The organism is Flavipsychrobacter stenotrophus (assembly GCF_002954265.1).
Classification (GTDB): domain Bacteria; phylum Bacteroidota; class Bacteroidia; order Chitinophagales; family Chitinophagaceae; genus Flavipsychrobacter; species Flavipsychrobacter stenotrophus.
In genome coordinates, this window is record NZ_PPSL01000001.1 from 391274 (window position 1) to 410065 (window position 18792).

At 46.4% G+C, this 18792-nt stretch carries 2 protein-coding genes; both read right to left on the bottom strand.

Features of this window, described 5'->3' with window-relative positions; all coding sequences use genetic code 11:
- Positions 1-42: 42 nt before the first annotated feature.
- Positions 43-4023 carry a DUF7619 domain-containing protein gene (locus CJD36_RS01910; protein WP_105037412.1) on the bottom strand — a complete coding sequence of 1327 codons (3981 nt, stop codon included), beginning with the start codon at positions 4021-4023 and terminating at the stop codon, positions 43-45.
- A 148-nt stretch (positions 4024-4171) separates the two neighbouring features.
- Positions 4172-18700: a DNA/RNA non-specific endonuclease gene (locus CJD36_RS01915; RefSeq protein WP_161499174.1), complete on the bottom strand. Its 14529-nt coding sequence runs from the start codon at positions 18698-18700 to the stop codon at positions 4172-4174.
- Positions 18701-18792: the final 92 nt, after the last annotated feature.

Consider the following 18792-nt stretch of genomic DNA (forward strand, 5'->3'; position numbering starts at 1 on the left):
GCCATTTATACAAGTAAATTTACTTATGGAATTTTGTAATAGTTACAACTTTACGAATTTTTGAACAACGATACCACTATTGCCTCTTATCGTTATATAATATAGACCGGCAGCGAATGATTGTACATTCACAGTAGTTTGGCCAGGCTGTAGTTGTTGTTGCGTCAACACCTGACCTATGTTGTTAGTAATTGTGTATGTACTATATCTGGTGCAATCAGCTGTGATCGTCAGTTCTCCGGTTGTTGGATTGGGGTATATTTCAACCTTGCCGGAAGATGCTGTGTTATTTACAAACCCGGTATTGCAAAGACCCGCTGGAATTACATTGACTACCATTTGCGCTGAAGCTAAACCGCATGCGTTAGATACAGAATATACAATTGTGTCTAACCCAAGTGCAGCGCCTGTTACATTGCCGAAAGCCACTGTAGCATTACTATTGGTTGCCGACCAGGTTCCGCCTGATGCGGTATTTGCAAGTACAATACCTGAGCCGATACAAACACTGGCCGGACCGTTAATATTACCAGCCACAGGAGCTCCAACAACGTTTACAGTGGTGGTCATAGCAGGTGCGCCCGGTACAGAGTAGGACACAATAACCGTACCTGCCGAAATACCTGTAACCAATCCGCCGGTAATACTTGCATGGCTGTTACTTAACGACCATGTACCCCCCGGAGTTGTATTTGAGAGTGTTATGACCGAACCAATACATACGGTATTAGATCCGGTTATCGTGGCTACATTGTTAATCGTATTGAGGGCTGTGTTGGTGATGACAGCAGGATTATAGTCAAAATATATGCCCACGATATTAGTTATTTGCGTGCCTGGTGCCAAAGCGGGTTTTGGCATAATATTGAACGCTATGTAGCCATTGCTCCCCGCACGGTCGGCATTACTGTCTGGCAGATTAATATCATTGAACCGGAATTTAACCCTGTTACCCGGCTCATGGAATACAAGCACAGGAGCGCTTGAACCAATAACCGTAAGCGTTGAAAGATCAAGATTAGTATTAATGGTATCCGCTACAGTTATGTTGCGTGCTGCAGCTGTTCCCGTGTTCTGGAAGTGCACCAGATAGCTGAGCGGTGTTCCGTTAGGTATATAACCCTGAGTGCCCGAGCCCAATGGCGATACATACTTGTCATTAGGGTCCCAGGCAGATAAAACCGGTTGACACCATGGGTAGGTATTGTTAGTCAGATCAGGGTCGGTAAGTGATGTTGGCGAAACATAGATAGTGTTGCATACAGCTGCGCCCATAGTTGCTGTAGTGCTGGTTGAAACCTTGACATTGGCGCTAAAATCGAATAGATCATTGACGGTTGAAAAGACCCATGTAAGGGTGCTGCCCGATACTGAAGTAGGCGCCGGCCCATTCCACATGCCAATGTAAGTTAGCAGCGGGTCAAGAGTCAGCGTAATGGTAGAGGTAAGTGTGTTACATGTATACCCCGTGTAGTTGCTTGACCATATGCCTACAATACCAGTATCTCCGGGCACAAAGCCCCATCCCCATCCCGATACGCTCATGTCTATTGCTGATGGTGGTGCACAACTGAATGCGAAATCTTGTATGTAACTGCTACCCGCAACCGATATAGTGGTGTACAGACCGGTGACGGGGCAGGAAGTAGTAAGTGTTGTGCCCAATCCCCCGAAGTAGCCAGTTGGGTCGGCAACTATGGTGTATGAATAGCCATCAATAAGAGGTAATGCGTATCGACCGCTATCATCGCACCAGCCATAAGTGGTATCGCCGAGTGTATTGTTGATGAGGGCGTATGGCCAGTAACCTAGCAATACCTCACCCGGTTGATAGATACAGTCGGCATTTGAATCTATATAAAATGTTCCTGTTAATGGGGAGCAACTTGTGCCCAATGTTATAACAGATGACCCGGATGTGTTCACAAAAGGCCCTGCAGTGTCGGTTACGGTAGCAGAATAAGTGCCCGGTATAAGGTACGTGTGCTGTAGATCGTATGACGATATTGTGCTTGTCCCCAAGTTGAAATATCCATGTCCATCGGTATAAACAGGGACCGAAAAGGTGGTGTCGCAACCATCGCCATAATTAACGTAAAGTTTTACCAGTGAGCAGGTATCTGCATAGCCGCTGAGGCTGCCGGATAGTGAAAAAGCATCTGAAAAAGGAAGCGAACAGTAAGTGCCCAAATAAGCAGTGTCAGTGAGAGATACATTTATGCCACTAGCGGTGCAATCGTCAATGTACAGATATTGGAAGGATGATGCACCCGTATTTTGATGACCTGAAGAGGTCACAGCGTATACCTCTGGAAAGTAATTCCCCGGGGCGTATGGATGTGTAAGCGTGTCTGAAAAATTATATGTTCCGCCAATAAGCGTGAACGGTACAATGTGTTTTTGAAATGTGGTGTCATTGTTATCATAACGGTACGCAATGTATACAGAATCGCCAGCCGATGGCGTGCCTGCAATTGTACCCTTCACCACGAACTTAACCATTGCCGGGAATACACATGGGAGTGTATAGATGGAATCTGTTTGAGATGATAAGTAAATACCAGAAATGGTACTGGCACAGTTGCTGCCTATTGTTACTGTGGGTGCATAAACCACATCGGTACAGTCATCTATAGCGGCAAAAGTGATTGAGGGTGTGTATGTGCCCGGGAGGGTGTAGGTAAACCCGCCCAATGAACTATATGCGCTACCAAACCCATAAGTTGCAGCCAGCCAATAAGGAAGCCTGTAAGTACGTGATGAGTTAGTGCCGTACTGGCCGTAGTCTACCGAAACGGTTACTGAATCAGTAGGTGCAGGTGTGCCAGTGAGAGTGCCTTTTATACCAACTCTTAATGTAGCGGGAAGGGTACAAGCCGTTGTGGATAAACTATCTGTAACAGAGAGTGTATTGATCACATTGCTAGTATTTATTATTTTATTGACGACTGTATTTGCGTCTGAGTAATATATGGTGCCATGTTGATCCATACACATCTGACTTGCATTGATACCGGCACTGTTTGCCGGGGTGCCAGTTGTCAGACCGGGGTCGCTACCGGAATATGAACCCGCTATATTGTTGATACGACCCGTTGTAACATTAATTTGCCGAATGACCATGTTCTGATCGTACACTGCCACATTACCGGCACTATCTACACCAATACCAATAAGCGATCCAAATGTAGCTGCTGTTGCCGGACCACCATTGCCTGAATAGCCACTTCCACCATTGCCGGCAATAGTAGTGATTATGCCGGACGTATTAATTTTTCTTATCCTTCGGTTGCCATCATCACATATGTACAAGTTACCTGTTACATCACCGGTAAGTGCAGTCGGTGCGCTCAAGCTAGCACTAACTGCAGCACCGCCATCGCCACTAAAACCGCCTGATGCCCCACCGCAGACGGTTGAAATAATGCTGGTTGCTGCATCTACTTTCCGAATTCTATTACCGGTTGAAAAGTATATATTTCCAGCTGCATCGACGTACAGATTACTCAGTTGCTGAAGACCGGCGGCTGTAGCCGGCCCGCCATCTCCTGAAAATCCACTAGAGCCATTTCCTGCAACTGTGGTAATTATACCTGATGTGTAATTAGTTTTTCTTATCCTGTTGTTGCCCTGATCGGCGAGGTAACAATTGCCGGCATAATCGGCCGCGAGGCCCATATAACCCCAACCGGGGTCAATCATAGCTAGTACTGCGGGACCGCCATCGCCGTAGAAACCCGCTGTGCCGTTTCCGGCGATGGTGGTTAATATACCTGTAGCATAGTTTACTTTCCTTATCCGGTAGTTGACCATGTCGCCGATAAAAATATCTCCCATAGTATCTGTGGCAACACCTTTCGTTTGTTGGAAAGCAGCTGCCGACGCGGTTGCAGGTCCACCGTCGCCAGCAAAGCCCCAATCTCCCCCCGCCACTGTAATGATAGTACCGGATTGCGCAAGAGAATTAGTGGTGGCGAGTATGGTGACTAACAGGGTAGTGATCAATAATGCAATTTTTCTCATAGTGTTGTTTTGTGGCTATATTATATGACGAGCTGAAACGGAAGTTCGTTAGATATTTAAATAATTAAATTTAAGTAAAATTTAATTAAATGTAGACAGCCACCTTAAGTAAGGTGGCTGTTTACTATAGGATCGTTGTACAACTGTTTTATTCCTTTACCAATCTGTGAAGTACTTTCTTATCTCCCGATGTTAGTTCTACCATATAGATACCTGCAGCAAGGTTGCTCAATGATACATTTACAGTGCCATTTTGCAGTACACCAAGGTCTTTGTTGTAGACATTTACACCTGATATATCCATCACTCTTACACTTACATTTTCCTTCTGGGTAGTAGTGAAAGTAATGTGCACATCGTCAGATGCAGGGTTTGGCGTCATAGTTACATGCAAGCCATTGTCTGTAGCCGCAGTAGCTGCTTTAAGGCTTAATTCAAACCTTGCGTCACCCTGTGTTGCTTTATCCTTACTGATGGTGAAGGCATACTCAGTGCTCGGTTTCAGTTCGGTAAGCTTGTTCAGCAGTTTGTCATGCAGGAATACTGTGCTTCCCTTAGGTACCGCTACATTGTCGGCCCTTATTATGAAGCGCTGATCATATGCACTGGTAATTCCCAACGGTACAACCTTTTCTGACTCAAACGGACGGGCATCTATTGCCAGTTTGCGTTTATCCGCTGAAAGGCTGTAGAAGGTGAAGTCTGCATTTAACTGCTTGACAGCGTCATACTTGCTGTCTTCAACGTCAGTTGCCTTATCGTTGAACTGTACATTAACCGCATCCCATATGTGGTAGTTGCTATCATATACGTTCAGCGTCAGGTAATCAGAAGGCGCTTTGAACAGGTAGTTATCAAAGCTGCTTACCTTATCGCTTTCCACAAAGTTAAGTGAGTCACCATCATGGCCTGCACGTACCTGGAAGCATGTGTTAGCACTTAAATTGTAATGAATAGGCGACGTTGTTCCGATAGGTATTGTAATGAAGTTACCACCGGCACTATATGTTGGGTCCCACACATAGAATGCAGCCCCTTGTACATTGCCCGATTGGGCAGCACGCCAGATCACTTCTCCAATATCTATTGGAGAAGGATATGGATTACCCATCATGTTGAATGACTGGTGTGTAGGGTCAAGTGATCCTTGCTGCATAAATGCTGTCTGAGGACCCTGGTTGATATTCCCCAGCATTTTAACTGTTGTAGCAGAAGGGTTGTACATGCCATAATAACCCAGATAGCCAAGACCCTCGCCCTTTTTACCTCTGAAGAACAGACGAATACCCTGATATCGTTGTACCTTATTACTATCGGCTGCTGCGGCATTGATCTTCGTAAATGGCTTCCAACCCGGATCGTAGCCAAGCGTGTCGTTTTCGGTATACGGGTCCAATCTGAATGCAGATGGTGCATTTGAACTAGTAGAACGGAAACCGTTTGCACTTCCTCCCGGACCGGTGATGTCAATGAAGCTCTGTACCTGGCTAAGAGATAATGCGGCATCAAATGGATGGCTCCAGAAGCGGAACCTACGATAATGGCCCTGTACATATTGGTCTACTTTCACCTTGCCGGAAATTGAACCACCAAATGCAGGTAATTCAGCTATTCTTGCTGTAGTTACAGAGTCGGTGGATGCGAGTTCAAGGCTGTCGCTGGTTGTTAATGTACCAGATGTGATATAAAGGGTGTTGCTGATCACAAGACGTGCACCAGAGTCTACCGCTGCGCCTGAAACGTTATTCAGTTCCAGGTTGCTGATCGTTCCGCGGCCTTTTATTGTCTGTGCAGTCGTGTTGTTCATTATCACTCTACCATCGCCTGATACAGTACCATTGTTGTCGATCATTCCCTTTACATTCAGCACTGCGCCTGTGTTCAGGACGAGAGTTGCACCCTGTCCTAACTTAAGATCGAGGGCATTGACAGGAGTTGTGCCGGAAATAACAGGTACGTAGGTCCCTGAATCAACAGTGACATTATCGCTGATAGTAGGGATTGTGTTACAGCCCCAGTTGCCTGCATAGTTCCAATCTGTAAGATGGCCGGCAGAACCGCCTATCCACTGCATAGGTGTTGGATTGACGTACACAACAGTGTCTACATAAGTTGTACACACAGCATTGGCAACGCTGACTATTGAGTAATTATGAGGCGTTGAAATTACACCGGTTGAAATAGTGAAGCTACCACCTGCAGATATGGTGCTGTTAATAACAGAACCGCTATCTACCATGTATGATATAGTGTTAGCAGGAGTACCTGTTATATAAACAACACCAGAGTGACCTACGCATGGTACATCAAGAGATGTTACAGTGGCAGTAGGGTATGCCAGGATAGTGGTTGTTACTGTGTAAGGTGCACTAGTACACATACCGTTGCTCACTGTAAGTGAACCGGTGAATGAGCCAACAGCGCCAGTTGCCGGCATTATGATAGGTAGAGAACTGCCAGTTAATATTGCACCCGTTACATCGGTAAAGCCGGCAGTATTAGCGGTTGCGTCCCAGTCAATATTGTAATTAGTTGGGCCGCCTGTAGAAGCACTAAACGAAACAGGTGCAGACGTTGTAGGCTGACAAACCGTTGGCATAGCGGCGCTTAGCGCGATTGTAGGCAGTGCGTTAATATTTACCGTGTTTACTGATGTGTTAGCCGATAAGCCAGAGTAGTTACACGTGGTTGTAGTAACATAATAGGCAGTATCTGTAAGCGTTGGTGTGGTGTACGTTGCGGACGTTGCACCTGCAATTGGTGTAAATGTGCCGGTAGCAGTGGTACTTTCGGTCCACTGGTAAGTAGTACCTAATGCATTTGCGCCAGGTGTAAATGTCAATGATGTAGACCCTGTTCCGCAGGCTGCAGCAGAGCCGGTGATAGCTGCTGTACCTGCTGCAGGTGTACCTGAACAGATATTAGGATTAGCTGTGAAATTGATATTCACGTCATCCATTCTCCAAACGATTGTGCCAGATGCAGATCCTGAACCGGAATGGCCATATACTCTGATCGTAATTGAGGTAGAGGCTCCGCCGGTAATCGCTGATGTAAATGATGGAGTAATCGTCTGCCAGGTACTGTTTGTTAACGTAGTCCCAGTAGCTATTACCGATGAGAATCCATCAGCACTTGACCTTACTGAATAAGCCTGTGGTCCTGTGCCTGTGCAACGGTTACCGAATGACATGCCCGTTAGATTGATGAAGTACCCAGAATTTGGCGTGATCGTAAACTGCATGTAAGCACTTGATGAACTTAAACCACCACCTGCTGCTGTGTTGCCGATGTTATTGCCTCCTGAATATCCAGATAATGTGGTACTTGGCGATGTGCTGCTAATAGCAGTAATTGTGCCAGTCACATTACCTACAGAAGCAATACAATTTGATGCAAGTACCTCAGTACTGGTTGAGGTGGCCGCAGGACTTGTTGCTCCTGAACCTGCTGTGAAATTCCACAGGACAGATGCAGCAGTAACAGGTGTTAATACAGAAATGGATTTAGTAACTGTAGTAGATCCGCAACTGTTGGTGACAGTATAAGAGATAACCGTAGACCCAAGAGATACTCCCGTAACTACACCTGATGCACTAACTGTTGCCAAAGTGGTATTAGCACTTACCCATGTTCCACCAGAAGTAGTATTGCTTAGGGTGGTAGTAGCGCCGTTATAAACTGTTATGCTACCTGTTATTGCCGCAAGTACCGGAGTTGTAATAACTGCAACGCTTGTAGTAGTTATTGTAGTGCCACAAACATTTGTTACTGAATAGGAGATAACTGCTGATCCAACAGTAAGGCCTGATACAACACCTGTTGATGCATTGATGGTTGCTACAGCCGGGGTAGCGCTCGTCCACGTTCCACCTGCGGTAGTGTCACTTAGGGTGATCGATGAACCGGAACAAACAGTAGCTGCGCCTGTGATAGCACCAACAACAGGTACTGAGTTAACAGTAAAAGGTGTTGTTGTGTAAGCCGAACCGCAAAGGTTAGTAATTGTATATGTTATTGTAGCCGTTCCAGGTGCTACGCCTGTTACAACGCCTGCTCCACTAACAGTGGCAATAGAAGTATTACTGCTGCTCCATGCGCCGCCTGTTGTTGCGCTGGCGAGTGTAGTAGCATTGCCCGGACAAACCGGTATAATACCTGTTATTGCCGCAGGAGCAGAGAGAATAGGATTAACGGTTACTACTGTTGTAGCGGTAGCGGTACCACAAGCGGTTGTTACTGTATACACAATGGTTACCGTGTCTGCCGCAACGCCAGTAACAACACCTGATCCATTCACTGTTGCAATGCTATTATTTAAGCTGCTCCATGTGCCGCCCGCAAGACCTGTAGTAAGGCTGGTTGTTGTGCCGGGACATATTGCAGTGCCGCCTGAAATGACACCTGCAGAAGCAGATGTATTAACTGTAACTGCGGCTGTATCGTACGCTGTACCACAAATATTGGTGACAGTGTAAGTTATCAGCGGATTGCCAGCTGATATGCCGTAAACATTACCTGAAGCATCAACGGAAGCTATCGAGGCATTGCTGGTTGTCCATGCGCCACCTGCTACGCCACTGGTAAACAGCGAACTTGTGGTAATACAAACTGTTGCCGGACCTGCTATAGTTCCTGCTGATGGAGCCGGGTTGACAGTGAGCGTGGTGGTTGCTGCTGCCGACCCGCACGAAGGGGTAGACATTGTATATGATATAGTAGTTGTGCCGGCAGCTATTGCTGTTACAACACCACTTGCATCTATTGTTGCTACTGAAGGATCGGTTGATGACCACGTGCCGCCAGCTGTTACATCTGACAAAGTTGTGTTGGTGCCAACACATATTGATGTTGTGCCTGCAATTGCAGCTGGTGTTACCGGCGAAGGATTAACTGTAACCGTAGCACTTGATGTACTAGCGGATAAACCTGAATAGTTACAAGTAGTAGCCACATTATAATAGGTAGTATCTGTCAATGTTGGCGTAGTATATGTGGTCGACGTTGCTCCTGAAACCGGTGCAAGTGAAGAAGATAAACTGTTGCCTGCATTCCATTGATATGTTACACCCGCATTTGTAGTAGCAGGAGTGAATGTCAATGAAGTACTGCCGCTACCACAGAAAGTTGAAGGGCCTGTTACAGCTACAGATCCTGCAGAAGGCGTTCCTGCGCATTGTAATGTACCACCTATAGCCAGACCATACGCACCTACAGATGGCGATATAAAGCCCCATCCGCCGGTGGTAGTCTGACCGCTTGCATAGTAACGTATAGTTACCGTAGTACCGGCCGGTACATTCTGTAACGCAGATATGCCGGACAGGTTTATTTGTGACAGAGTTGAAGGTGTTCCTACAATTACCTGCGGAGAGCCGATAAGTGTAAATGTAGTTCCATCAAGGCTGTACGCAAACTGATTAGATACACCCGGAGAAGCGGCAAATGTTCCTGTACCTGCAAACCTTGCGTCGATTGTTGCGAGAGATAAATTGTTGCCGGAGGTCGCACCTAGTGTTACCTGAAAGTAATCTGTATTAGCTGTGCTGATACCGTTGTTCTGGAAACCAACAGTTCTGAAAGAACTACCTGCACCGCTTGCGGCGGCACCCGCGCCACGTGTTATATTGTTGGCAGATGATGCTGTAGATAAACCTGAGTTGAAGACAGCTGCGGCCATTGTAGCCAAAGGAGTACCTGTGACAGCACTATTAAAATCCCATGCGGCCAGAGTTGTTGACGCTGCATTTACCGAAACAGAGTAGGTAGATGTAGTAGTTCCACAGCTGCCGGTAACAGCATATGAAATCACAACCGTTCCGAGTGAACTCCCATGAACCATACCACTTGATGCGACAGTAGCGATTGAAGTGTTGCTGCTGCTCCAAGTTCCTGATGGTGTTGCATCTGTGAGCGTTATGTTATTGCCTATAACTACAGATGTAGCTCCTGCGATGGCAGCAACAGTTGGTGTGCCATTTATAGTTATTGATGTGGTGGTAACGGTTGTACTACCGCAGCTGTTGGTTGCAGTCAACGTATATACACCGGCAGATGCGGTAGTGGTAGTTACGCTTGCAGGGTTAAGTGTAGATGAAAACGCATTTGGTCCGCTCCACGAATACCCTGTTGCATCCGTAGCACCAGCAGTAAGTGTAAGTGTAGATCCTGTGCATACGGAAGTTGATGAAGGCGTTGCACTTACACCTGTAGGTGCTGTATTAATTGTTAATGTTCCAGTTGTTGCAGTTGTTGTTCCGCAAGCATTGCTTGCCGCAAGTGTATAAGTGCCGGCTACACCTGTAAAGGTAGCAGGGTTAAGATCGGTTGATGTATACCCGCCCGGCCCACTCCATGAATAGGTAGTAGGACCTGATGTTGTTGCTGCGCCGGTTAGTGTAACGTTATCTCCGGGACAGATCGTCAATGAAGATAGGGTAGCACTTACACCTGTTGGTGCAGAAGTGCATGGCGGGCCAACAGTTACTGTGGCACTGGCGCCTGTTATGATTGCAAAACAACCTGCAGATGAGCGGGCGCTATCTATAGTATAAGTAGTAGTAAGCGTTGGTGATACGGAGACAGTTGCTGATCCTGTACCGCCAATTGTAGTATTTGTATTGCTGCCCCCTGTCCATGAGTAATAAACTAAATCTCCTGATACACCTGTGAAAGTGAGGGTGGTGGTAGCACCGTATGTAATGGATGCTGTACCTGATATGCTTGTTGATGGAAGCGGGAATACAGTTACGCTTGCTGTAGTTGCGGTAATAGTGCCGCAGGTGTTGGATGCGGTAAGCGTATACACACCCGATACCGATGCATTTGTTATGGCCGCAGGGTTAAGGTCTGTAGCTGTATAGCCACCAGGTCCGCTCCATGAATAAACTGTTGCGCCTGTTGCCGTGCCTGTTAGTGTTATTGTGCCACCATAGCATAATGACGTAGGTGTTACCGAAGCAGATACTGCTGTCGGAGCGTCATTTACAGATATTGCCGTTGTAGTTACAGTTGTGCTGCCGCAGCCATTTGTTGCTACAAGAGTGTAGACACCTGCGGTAGTTACGCTGGCAGTAAATGCAGGCGATTGTAGCGTTGAAGAGAATGAAGCCGGCCCAGACCATGCATAACTATCTGCATTAGTAGCTGCACCTGTAAGTGTAACGGTTGATCCCGAACATACAGTAGTACCTGATGGGGTAGCCGTAACTGCAGTTGGTGCTACATAACAATTAGGTGCTACAACACCTGTAAAGAACAAGTCGTCGGCGGTGGTATTGGCAACATCAAAAATATACCATGCACCTGTGGATGCGCTTGCTGCATAATTTACCAATCGGAAAGTAACTGTTGATGTGCTTGGTAAATTTTGTAGTGCAGAGACACCTGTCAGATCTACGGGTGAAAGTGTTGCACCACTACTACTTGAACTTGCGTAGGAAATTGCAGAACCTACATCGGTATACGATCCGCCGTTAATTGAGTATTGTAGTTGGCCGGCTGTTGCGCCTGTGCCCGGTCTCCTATAGTTTAAGGTGTATGAATTCAGACTCACAGTGTATCCTGTTGCTGAATGGAATCCGAATGTAATAAATGAATTCGCTGTAATAGCGTTTGCGGCCGTGGTATAGTTCCATACAGTTCCACCCCATGCGCGACCAGCTGCACCTGCAGGTGTAGATAGGCCCGAACCTCTTGTGAGGTTAGTTGTAACAACAAGATGACTTGCGGTAGTTGATGGCATTAATGGAGATGTTCCGTAGTTGGTCGATCCGCTCACATCCCAACCAACAAGTGTTGCCACTCCCGGGGTTACAATAATTGTATATGATACAGCTGCGGTGCCGCAGCCATTAGTGACTGCATAGGTAATGGTATCTACGCCAGCACCCAGGCCGGTTACTACACCAGAAGCATTCACCGTTGCTATAGTTACGTTGGTGCTCCCCCACGTGCCCGATGGTGTTGCATCGGTCAGGGTGATCTGGTTACCTGTACCCACGCTAGTGCTACCGGATATAGCTGCAACAGTTGGTGATCCGCTGGTAACTGTTACTGCTGTTGTAGTTGTGGTAGTGCTGCCGCATGAATTGGTAGCTACCAAGGTATATACACCTGCAGAGTTGGTATTAGTAGTTATTGCTGCCGGCGAAAGATTTGTAGATGTAAAGCCATCAGGACCGCTCCATGAATAAGAAGTAGCGCCTGTTGCTGCTCCTGTAAGTGTCAATGCAGACCCGCTACAAACTGCTGCAGGCGTAGGTGTGGCTGTAACGGCTGTAGGGTTTCCGTTGACTGTTATTGCTGCTGTAGTAGCTGCAGTGGTGCCGCAACTGCTGCTGGCTACTAACGTATAAACACCCGCTGATGCAGTGTTTACGGTAAATGGAGCAGTGTTTAAAGCGGTTGATGTAAAGCTGTTAGGTCCACTCCATGAATAAGATATTGCGCCTGTTGCCGCACCTGTCAGCGATAGTGTAGCACCTGAACATATACTTGTACTTGATGGTGTAGCAGTTACTGCCGTAGGGAAAGTAGAGCAGGTAGTCATGATGCCGCCTATTGCCAACCCGTATGCGCCTGCGGAAGGAGATGTAAAGCCCCATCCGCCGGTAGAAGTCTGCCCTGTAGCGTAGTAGCGGATGGTTACTGTCGTACCCATTTGCAGATTCTGTAGTGGACTTATGCCTGATACATCGATCTGCGTTAAAGTGGCAGGGGTGCCGACGGTTATTTGAGGTGAACCTATAAGCGTGAATGTGGTTCCGTCTAAACTATATGCGAATTGATTGGATACACCAGGTGTAGCCGCATAGGTGGTTGTGCCCGCCAGGCGTGCATCTATCGTAGATAATGAAAGCACATTGCCCGATGTTGATCTTAGCGTTATCTGGAAATAGTCATTATTGGAAGTAGAGATGCCGTCATCCATGAAACCTGTTGTTCTGAATGAATTACCTGCTCCATTTGTTACTGCATTTGATCCTCTTGTTATTGCACTGGCTCCGGAAGCCGAATTAAGCGCGGAATTGAACACAGTGGCTGTAAGCGTAGTAGGACTTGACGTTCCGAAGAAATCCCATGCTGCAATAGTTACAGGCGCGGGGGTAACTGTAATAGTTGACGTGGTGGTCGTAGATCCGCAACTATTAGTTACTGTATAAGATATAAGTGTAGTACCTGTTGTAAGACCATGTACCATACCCGAGGCGCTAACTGTGGCCATTGATGTATTGCCGCTTACCCATACGCCCGATGGTGTTGTATTGGTTAGGGTGATATTATTACCCGCAACAACTGATGTGCTGCCTGATATGGCCGCAACGGTTGGAGAACCAACGGTGATTGTTACAGCCGCAGATGTGGCTGTAGTGCTACCGCAAGTATTAGTAGCCACAAGGGTATAAACACCTGCTGAGTTGGTGTTGGTGGTAATAGCTGCCGGAGAAAGATCGGTCGAAGTAAACCCGCCCGGGCCGTTCCATGAGTAAGTAGTAGTGATCGCTGATGTTGCTGCGCCGGTAAGTGTAAGCGATGAACCGTTGCATACATCTGTTGCTGATGGTGTAGCAGTAACGGATGTTGGTGCTACATTTATTGTTAGTGCACCGGTAGTAGCTGCTGTGCTACCACAGCTGTTAGCTGCCACAAGTGTATACACACCTGCCGATGCGGTACTTGTTGTAAATGCCGCAGGCGAAAGGACTGTAGAGGTAAATCCGTTAGGTCCGCTCCAGGTATAAACTGTTGCACCCAGCGATGTTACAGCACCTGTTAGCGAAATCGTATTACCAGAGCATACAGCTGAAGAAGATAATGTAGCCGTTACTGAAGTAGGCGCTGTTGTACAAGGTTCTAATTGGGTAGTTCCATCGATCGACAAACCATAGTTACCTACATATTGCGAGAAGAAACCCCAACCCCCACTTGTAGTCTGACCGCTTGCATAATAGCGCAGATATATAGGTGTGGTAGAAGATACATTCTGCAATGCGGCAACACCGGTGAGATTTACCGAAGCCATTACAGATGGCGTACCAATATTGATGGTTGGTGAGCCGATAAGGGTAAACGTAGTGCCATCAAGGCTGTAAGCAAATTGTGAACTTACACCCGGAGATGCGCAGAAAGACGATGTTCCCGCAAAGGTTGCGGCAATAGAAGAAAGTGAAAGCTGATAACCTGAAGTTGCTTTCAGCTTAGTTTCAAAATAATCTGTGTTAGTAGTAGAGATACCATTGTTCTGGAATCCGGTAGTACGGAATGAATTAGCACCTGTGCTTGCTGTAGCAGTTGCACCGCGTGACAACTTATTATATGTAACACTTGTATCGAGGTTGTTGCCAACTGATGCCGCGGTAGCCACTATCGTAGTATCGCTGTTAGCACCATTAAAATCCCATGCCAATATATTAGAAGGTCCATTGTCTATTCCTGCTTCTACTACTGCTTGAATTCCGGTTGGTACATTAGAAAGGAAGTCATAGCCTGTTGCGGCTTCAATAGCATCAACACTTGTTCTGTAATAAGTCCAGGGTTGCGAGTTTACTGTTTGGTTGCTCGGCATGTCTACCGCTATAACACGGGTAGTATTTGCTACACGTGAAACGTCGTTTACCCCTACCGGTAATACTACAATTACCTTAAAGAAGCGTGCAGGTACGGTTATGTTTGTTCCTGCAATAGTAGTTGTAGTGCCGCCAAGACTGCCGCTGCCGCCTGCTCCGTATCCACCTGCTGTTACATATAGTTCATTACCTGCGTAAATCAGGGCACGACAATAGCTCTCCAGACTTCCCCATGTTATCTGGTTCATGTTCGGTGCCTGTGGCGTAATGTTGGTCATTACAAATGTTGCCGCATTGTCGGTATCACTACCGTCACGGTCGTCACTCGGACAAAGATGACCTCGATCAAATCCGGTACCTGTATAGTTGGATGTTGTAGCGGTAAAATATCCTGATGGCAGGGTAGCGTCCGGGCTAAAACAATCGCATCTTACAGCACTGCCTTTCCAGGCGCGGCTCAGGTGCCAGCTTACCCAGTTTGGTTCACCTTTTGAATTATTATAAGATAATCCAAACTGAGATTTTACCATCAGGTAATTGTTAGAGTCAGACATGCTGTAAGTAGCGCCACTTGGATTACCCATAGCCATGTTGTCGTCGCGAGTAGGAGTAGTGTCTGGTACAGAGGTAACAGTAATGGTTATATTTACACCGCTGATAGATTGTGAGCAACCGAATGCACTTGTGGCGCTGGTTACCGAATAGACAGTAGTAACGGTAGGTGCAACGGAAACTGTACTTACTCCTGATCCTGATATTGTTGTATTGAGTGTTGATGCACCGTTCCAGTAATACACAACATCGCCTGATGTACCTGTAAATGTGAGTGTAGTAGATGCTCCTGAACTTATGGTCGCAGTGCCAGTGAGCACCGGTGACGGTAATGGATTGATAGTTACAGTAGTGTATACAAAGCTTGAATCACCACCAAAAGTTGTATAATAAATGACAGTATCTACGCCTCCGTTAAGTCCGGTAAGCACACCAGTGGATGTGATGGTAGCATTTGTTGTATTAGATACTGCCCAGCCACCACCTGTAACAGTGTTGCTGAAAGTAGTAGATGCGCCCATGCACAAAGATGATGCGCCAGAAGTAGTGCCAATTGGTGGTTTAGGGTAATTTTTAAGGATGGTAAATGTATTAGTTGTTGCCGCAGACGCGCCTCCTCTGTTTCCTGTTACAATATCGGGATAGCCATCACCATCAAGGTCGCCAATTGTTACGGTTACCGGTTTTTGGCCGGTAGCTATGTTTTGAGGGGTAGCAAGGGATAAAGTTACAGTAGAACCTGTAACCAGGTTTCTGAATACTGATACGGTATTGTCGTTATTATTTGAAACTACAACATCCAATTTGCTATCACCGTTCATATCCGCAAGAGCTATACCTGTAGGAGTTGAGCCGGAGCCAGATCCTGAAGATATATTAACAGCTGATGCGAATGAACCTGCTGTTAACGTACCCGGCGTACTTGTGTTGATAAACACGCTGATGTTACCGCTGTTTGAATTGGTAACAACGAGATCGTTCTTGCCATCGTTATCAATATCGCCTGCAGCTATATCTAACGGACCGGAACCGGCGGTTAACGAAACCGAAGTACCAAAAGTAATAGAGCCGTATGTAGATGTATTTTTTGCAATTGAGATAGTAGTTCCTGAATAAGTGCCACCGCTATATCCTGAGTTAACGCATGCTACGTCGGGAAGTCCGTCATGGTCCAGATCTGCTATACATACACTTGATGGCGTTGCACCGGCAAGGATGTAAATAGTTGAGCCAAAAGAAGCTGACCCGACTGTAGATGTATTTGGAAGGATGTTAATTGTACTGCTACCAAGAAATGCAGATAATGCGATATCCGGCTTGCCATCTCCATCAAAATCTCGGATCGCTGCTACTGATGTGAATTGGCCGGCCGCTATTGACACGGGTGCCGCAAAAGTTGGGTTGGAGCCGATGCCGGAAGTAGTGTTCAGGTAAACCAAAATGTAAGCAGCATCTGGTAATGGAACAATAATATCCAGTTGGCCATTACCGTCAATGTCGGCCAGCTTTACATTATTAGGTGTGTTGGTGCCGATTATGCCGGTGAAGGATGACGTTAAAGAGAATGAAGAACCGGATATTACACCGGTACCAGTCATGATATTCTTAAAGACAGAAATTGATGGTCCTCCACTTCCTGAAACTGTGCCAGAATTATTTACTACAAGGTCAGGCTTGTTGTCGCCATTCAAATCGCCGATGGCACCTGAATAAGGAGTGCCGCCCGCTGTAATTATCAAGGCTGGGTTAAAGTTCAGTGTATTGGGAATAAATCCTGAGTTGTTGAAACTAGGAGTAAATGAGGTATCTGAATAAGCGGTGTAGTTGGTTGGAGTAGTAACAGAAATAGGAGCGTATAAAGCGCCTGTCGGTACTGTTACTGAAAGGGTAGTTGTTGATCCTGAATTTACAGTTGCTTTTGTTGCTCCGAAGTAAACGATATTGTTACCAGGCGTGGCGTCAAAGTTTGTCCCGTAGATACTAACTGCAGACCCTGGAATTCCTGATTTTGGTGTAATGGACCTGATGGTGGGTGCCGGGCCATTAATATAAATGGTTCTAGTTGTATAAACCGGACCGCATCCTGCTGCGCTGGTTATACCATAACTTATTGTTGCAGCGCCTAAGGATAGACCTGTGGCTACGCCACCTGATGTGATGGTAACACTACCGGTGCCATTTACTGTGCTCCATGCAGCAGTACCGGCAGAAGATGTTGGATTTGTTAAAGTGATCGAACCTCCCACCTGCACTCCTGGAGTAGCGGGCGTAATACTGCCAGACGTGGGCAGTGCGTTAACTGTGACTGATAGGGTAGTAGTAGCAGAGCCGCATGTAAATGGAGCTGTATAGGTGAATATTCTTGTTCCAGGTCCGACACCCCTTACCACTCCTGTGCTGCCGCTAATAGTAGCTACACCACTTGCAGAAGTTGGTGTCCATGTACCTCCAGGGTATCCTGTAGTCGCAAGAGTGAGGTTAGAACCAACGCATACGGCTGAACCTCCCGTGATAGTACCTGAAGACGGATTAGGAACGACGGTAACCGATGGTGAATTGGTAGATGTTGCTGTCAGTGATGAGGTGGTGCAGGTGGTAATACACCTGTAGTATGTGCTTGATGTAAGGCTTGGAGTGGTGTAGGTAGTTGTTGTGAAACCCGACCCCGTGCTAACGTCAGACCATGAAGAGGCATCAGGTGATTGTTGCCACTGGTAAGTTATACCGCTGGCTATAGTTGCACCACTGAGATTCAAGGTTGTAGTGGTGCCCGTGCAAATTGCAGATGATCCTGCTGCAACTGTTCCCTGGTTTGGAGTGCCTGAGCAAGCGGGTAATGCAGCAAATGTAGCGGTTACTGAAAAGTCGTCCATTGCCATTGCATGGTCATTACCAGCGTCATTTACATCTACTGACCTGATCCAAATTTCGCTTCCGGGAGGTATATTAACTGTAATTGTGCCTGATAAAGCAGCTCTATTTGCTACAGCATTACCATCCGTTGCAGCAGCTGTGGTTGTATGTATAGGGCTGGCAAAACCTAAAGAAGATACATTCGTCCATGTACCAGTTATTAGGCTTGTAGCACTGGTTGAGTAATCTACCCTGTTGGTCTGAATAGTAGCGTTGCCATTATTTCTCCATTGCTCTCCGGTATAAGATACTGCCAGAGACGTAATAGTAGTTGTCCCTCCATTTACAATGCGAATGCCAATCTGAAATGAATCGGTAGCGTTGGAGGGCAAACTACCGAGTGCCCTATCTGCTGCAGCGGATGCGCCGAAGCTATAAATTCCAGCACCCGTGCCGCTTCCCGTGCCGGTAATATATGTAGATAATGTACCTACTCCTTGTGCAGCATACCAACCAACAATGGTGGTATTGTTACTCCATGCGGGTGTACCTGAACTTGCTAAAGTATTGAAATTTTGTGTATATGTTGCCGAGCCGTTTGTAAGGCTTACCTGAGCAAAACTGTTACCTGAAAATAATTGCAATAAAATAAAAAGCCCTGCCATTAAAATTGGCGCCACAAAACGATGTACATTTTTTCTCATAACACTTGCTTTATCTATAATAGTTGAAAAGGGTATATTTATTAATTTGGGTATATTATTTTTCATTATAATAATTTAACGGGTGTGCAAAA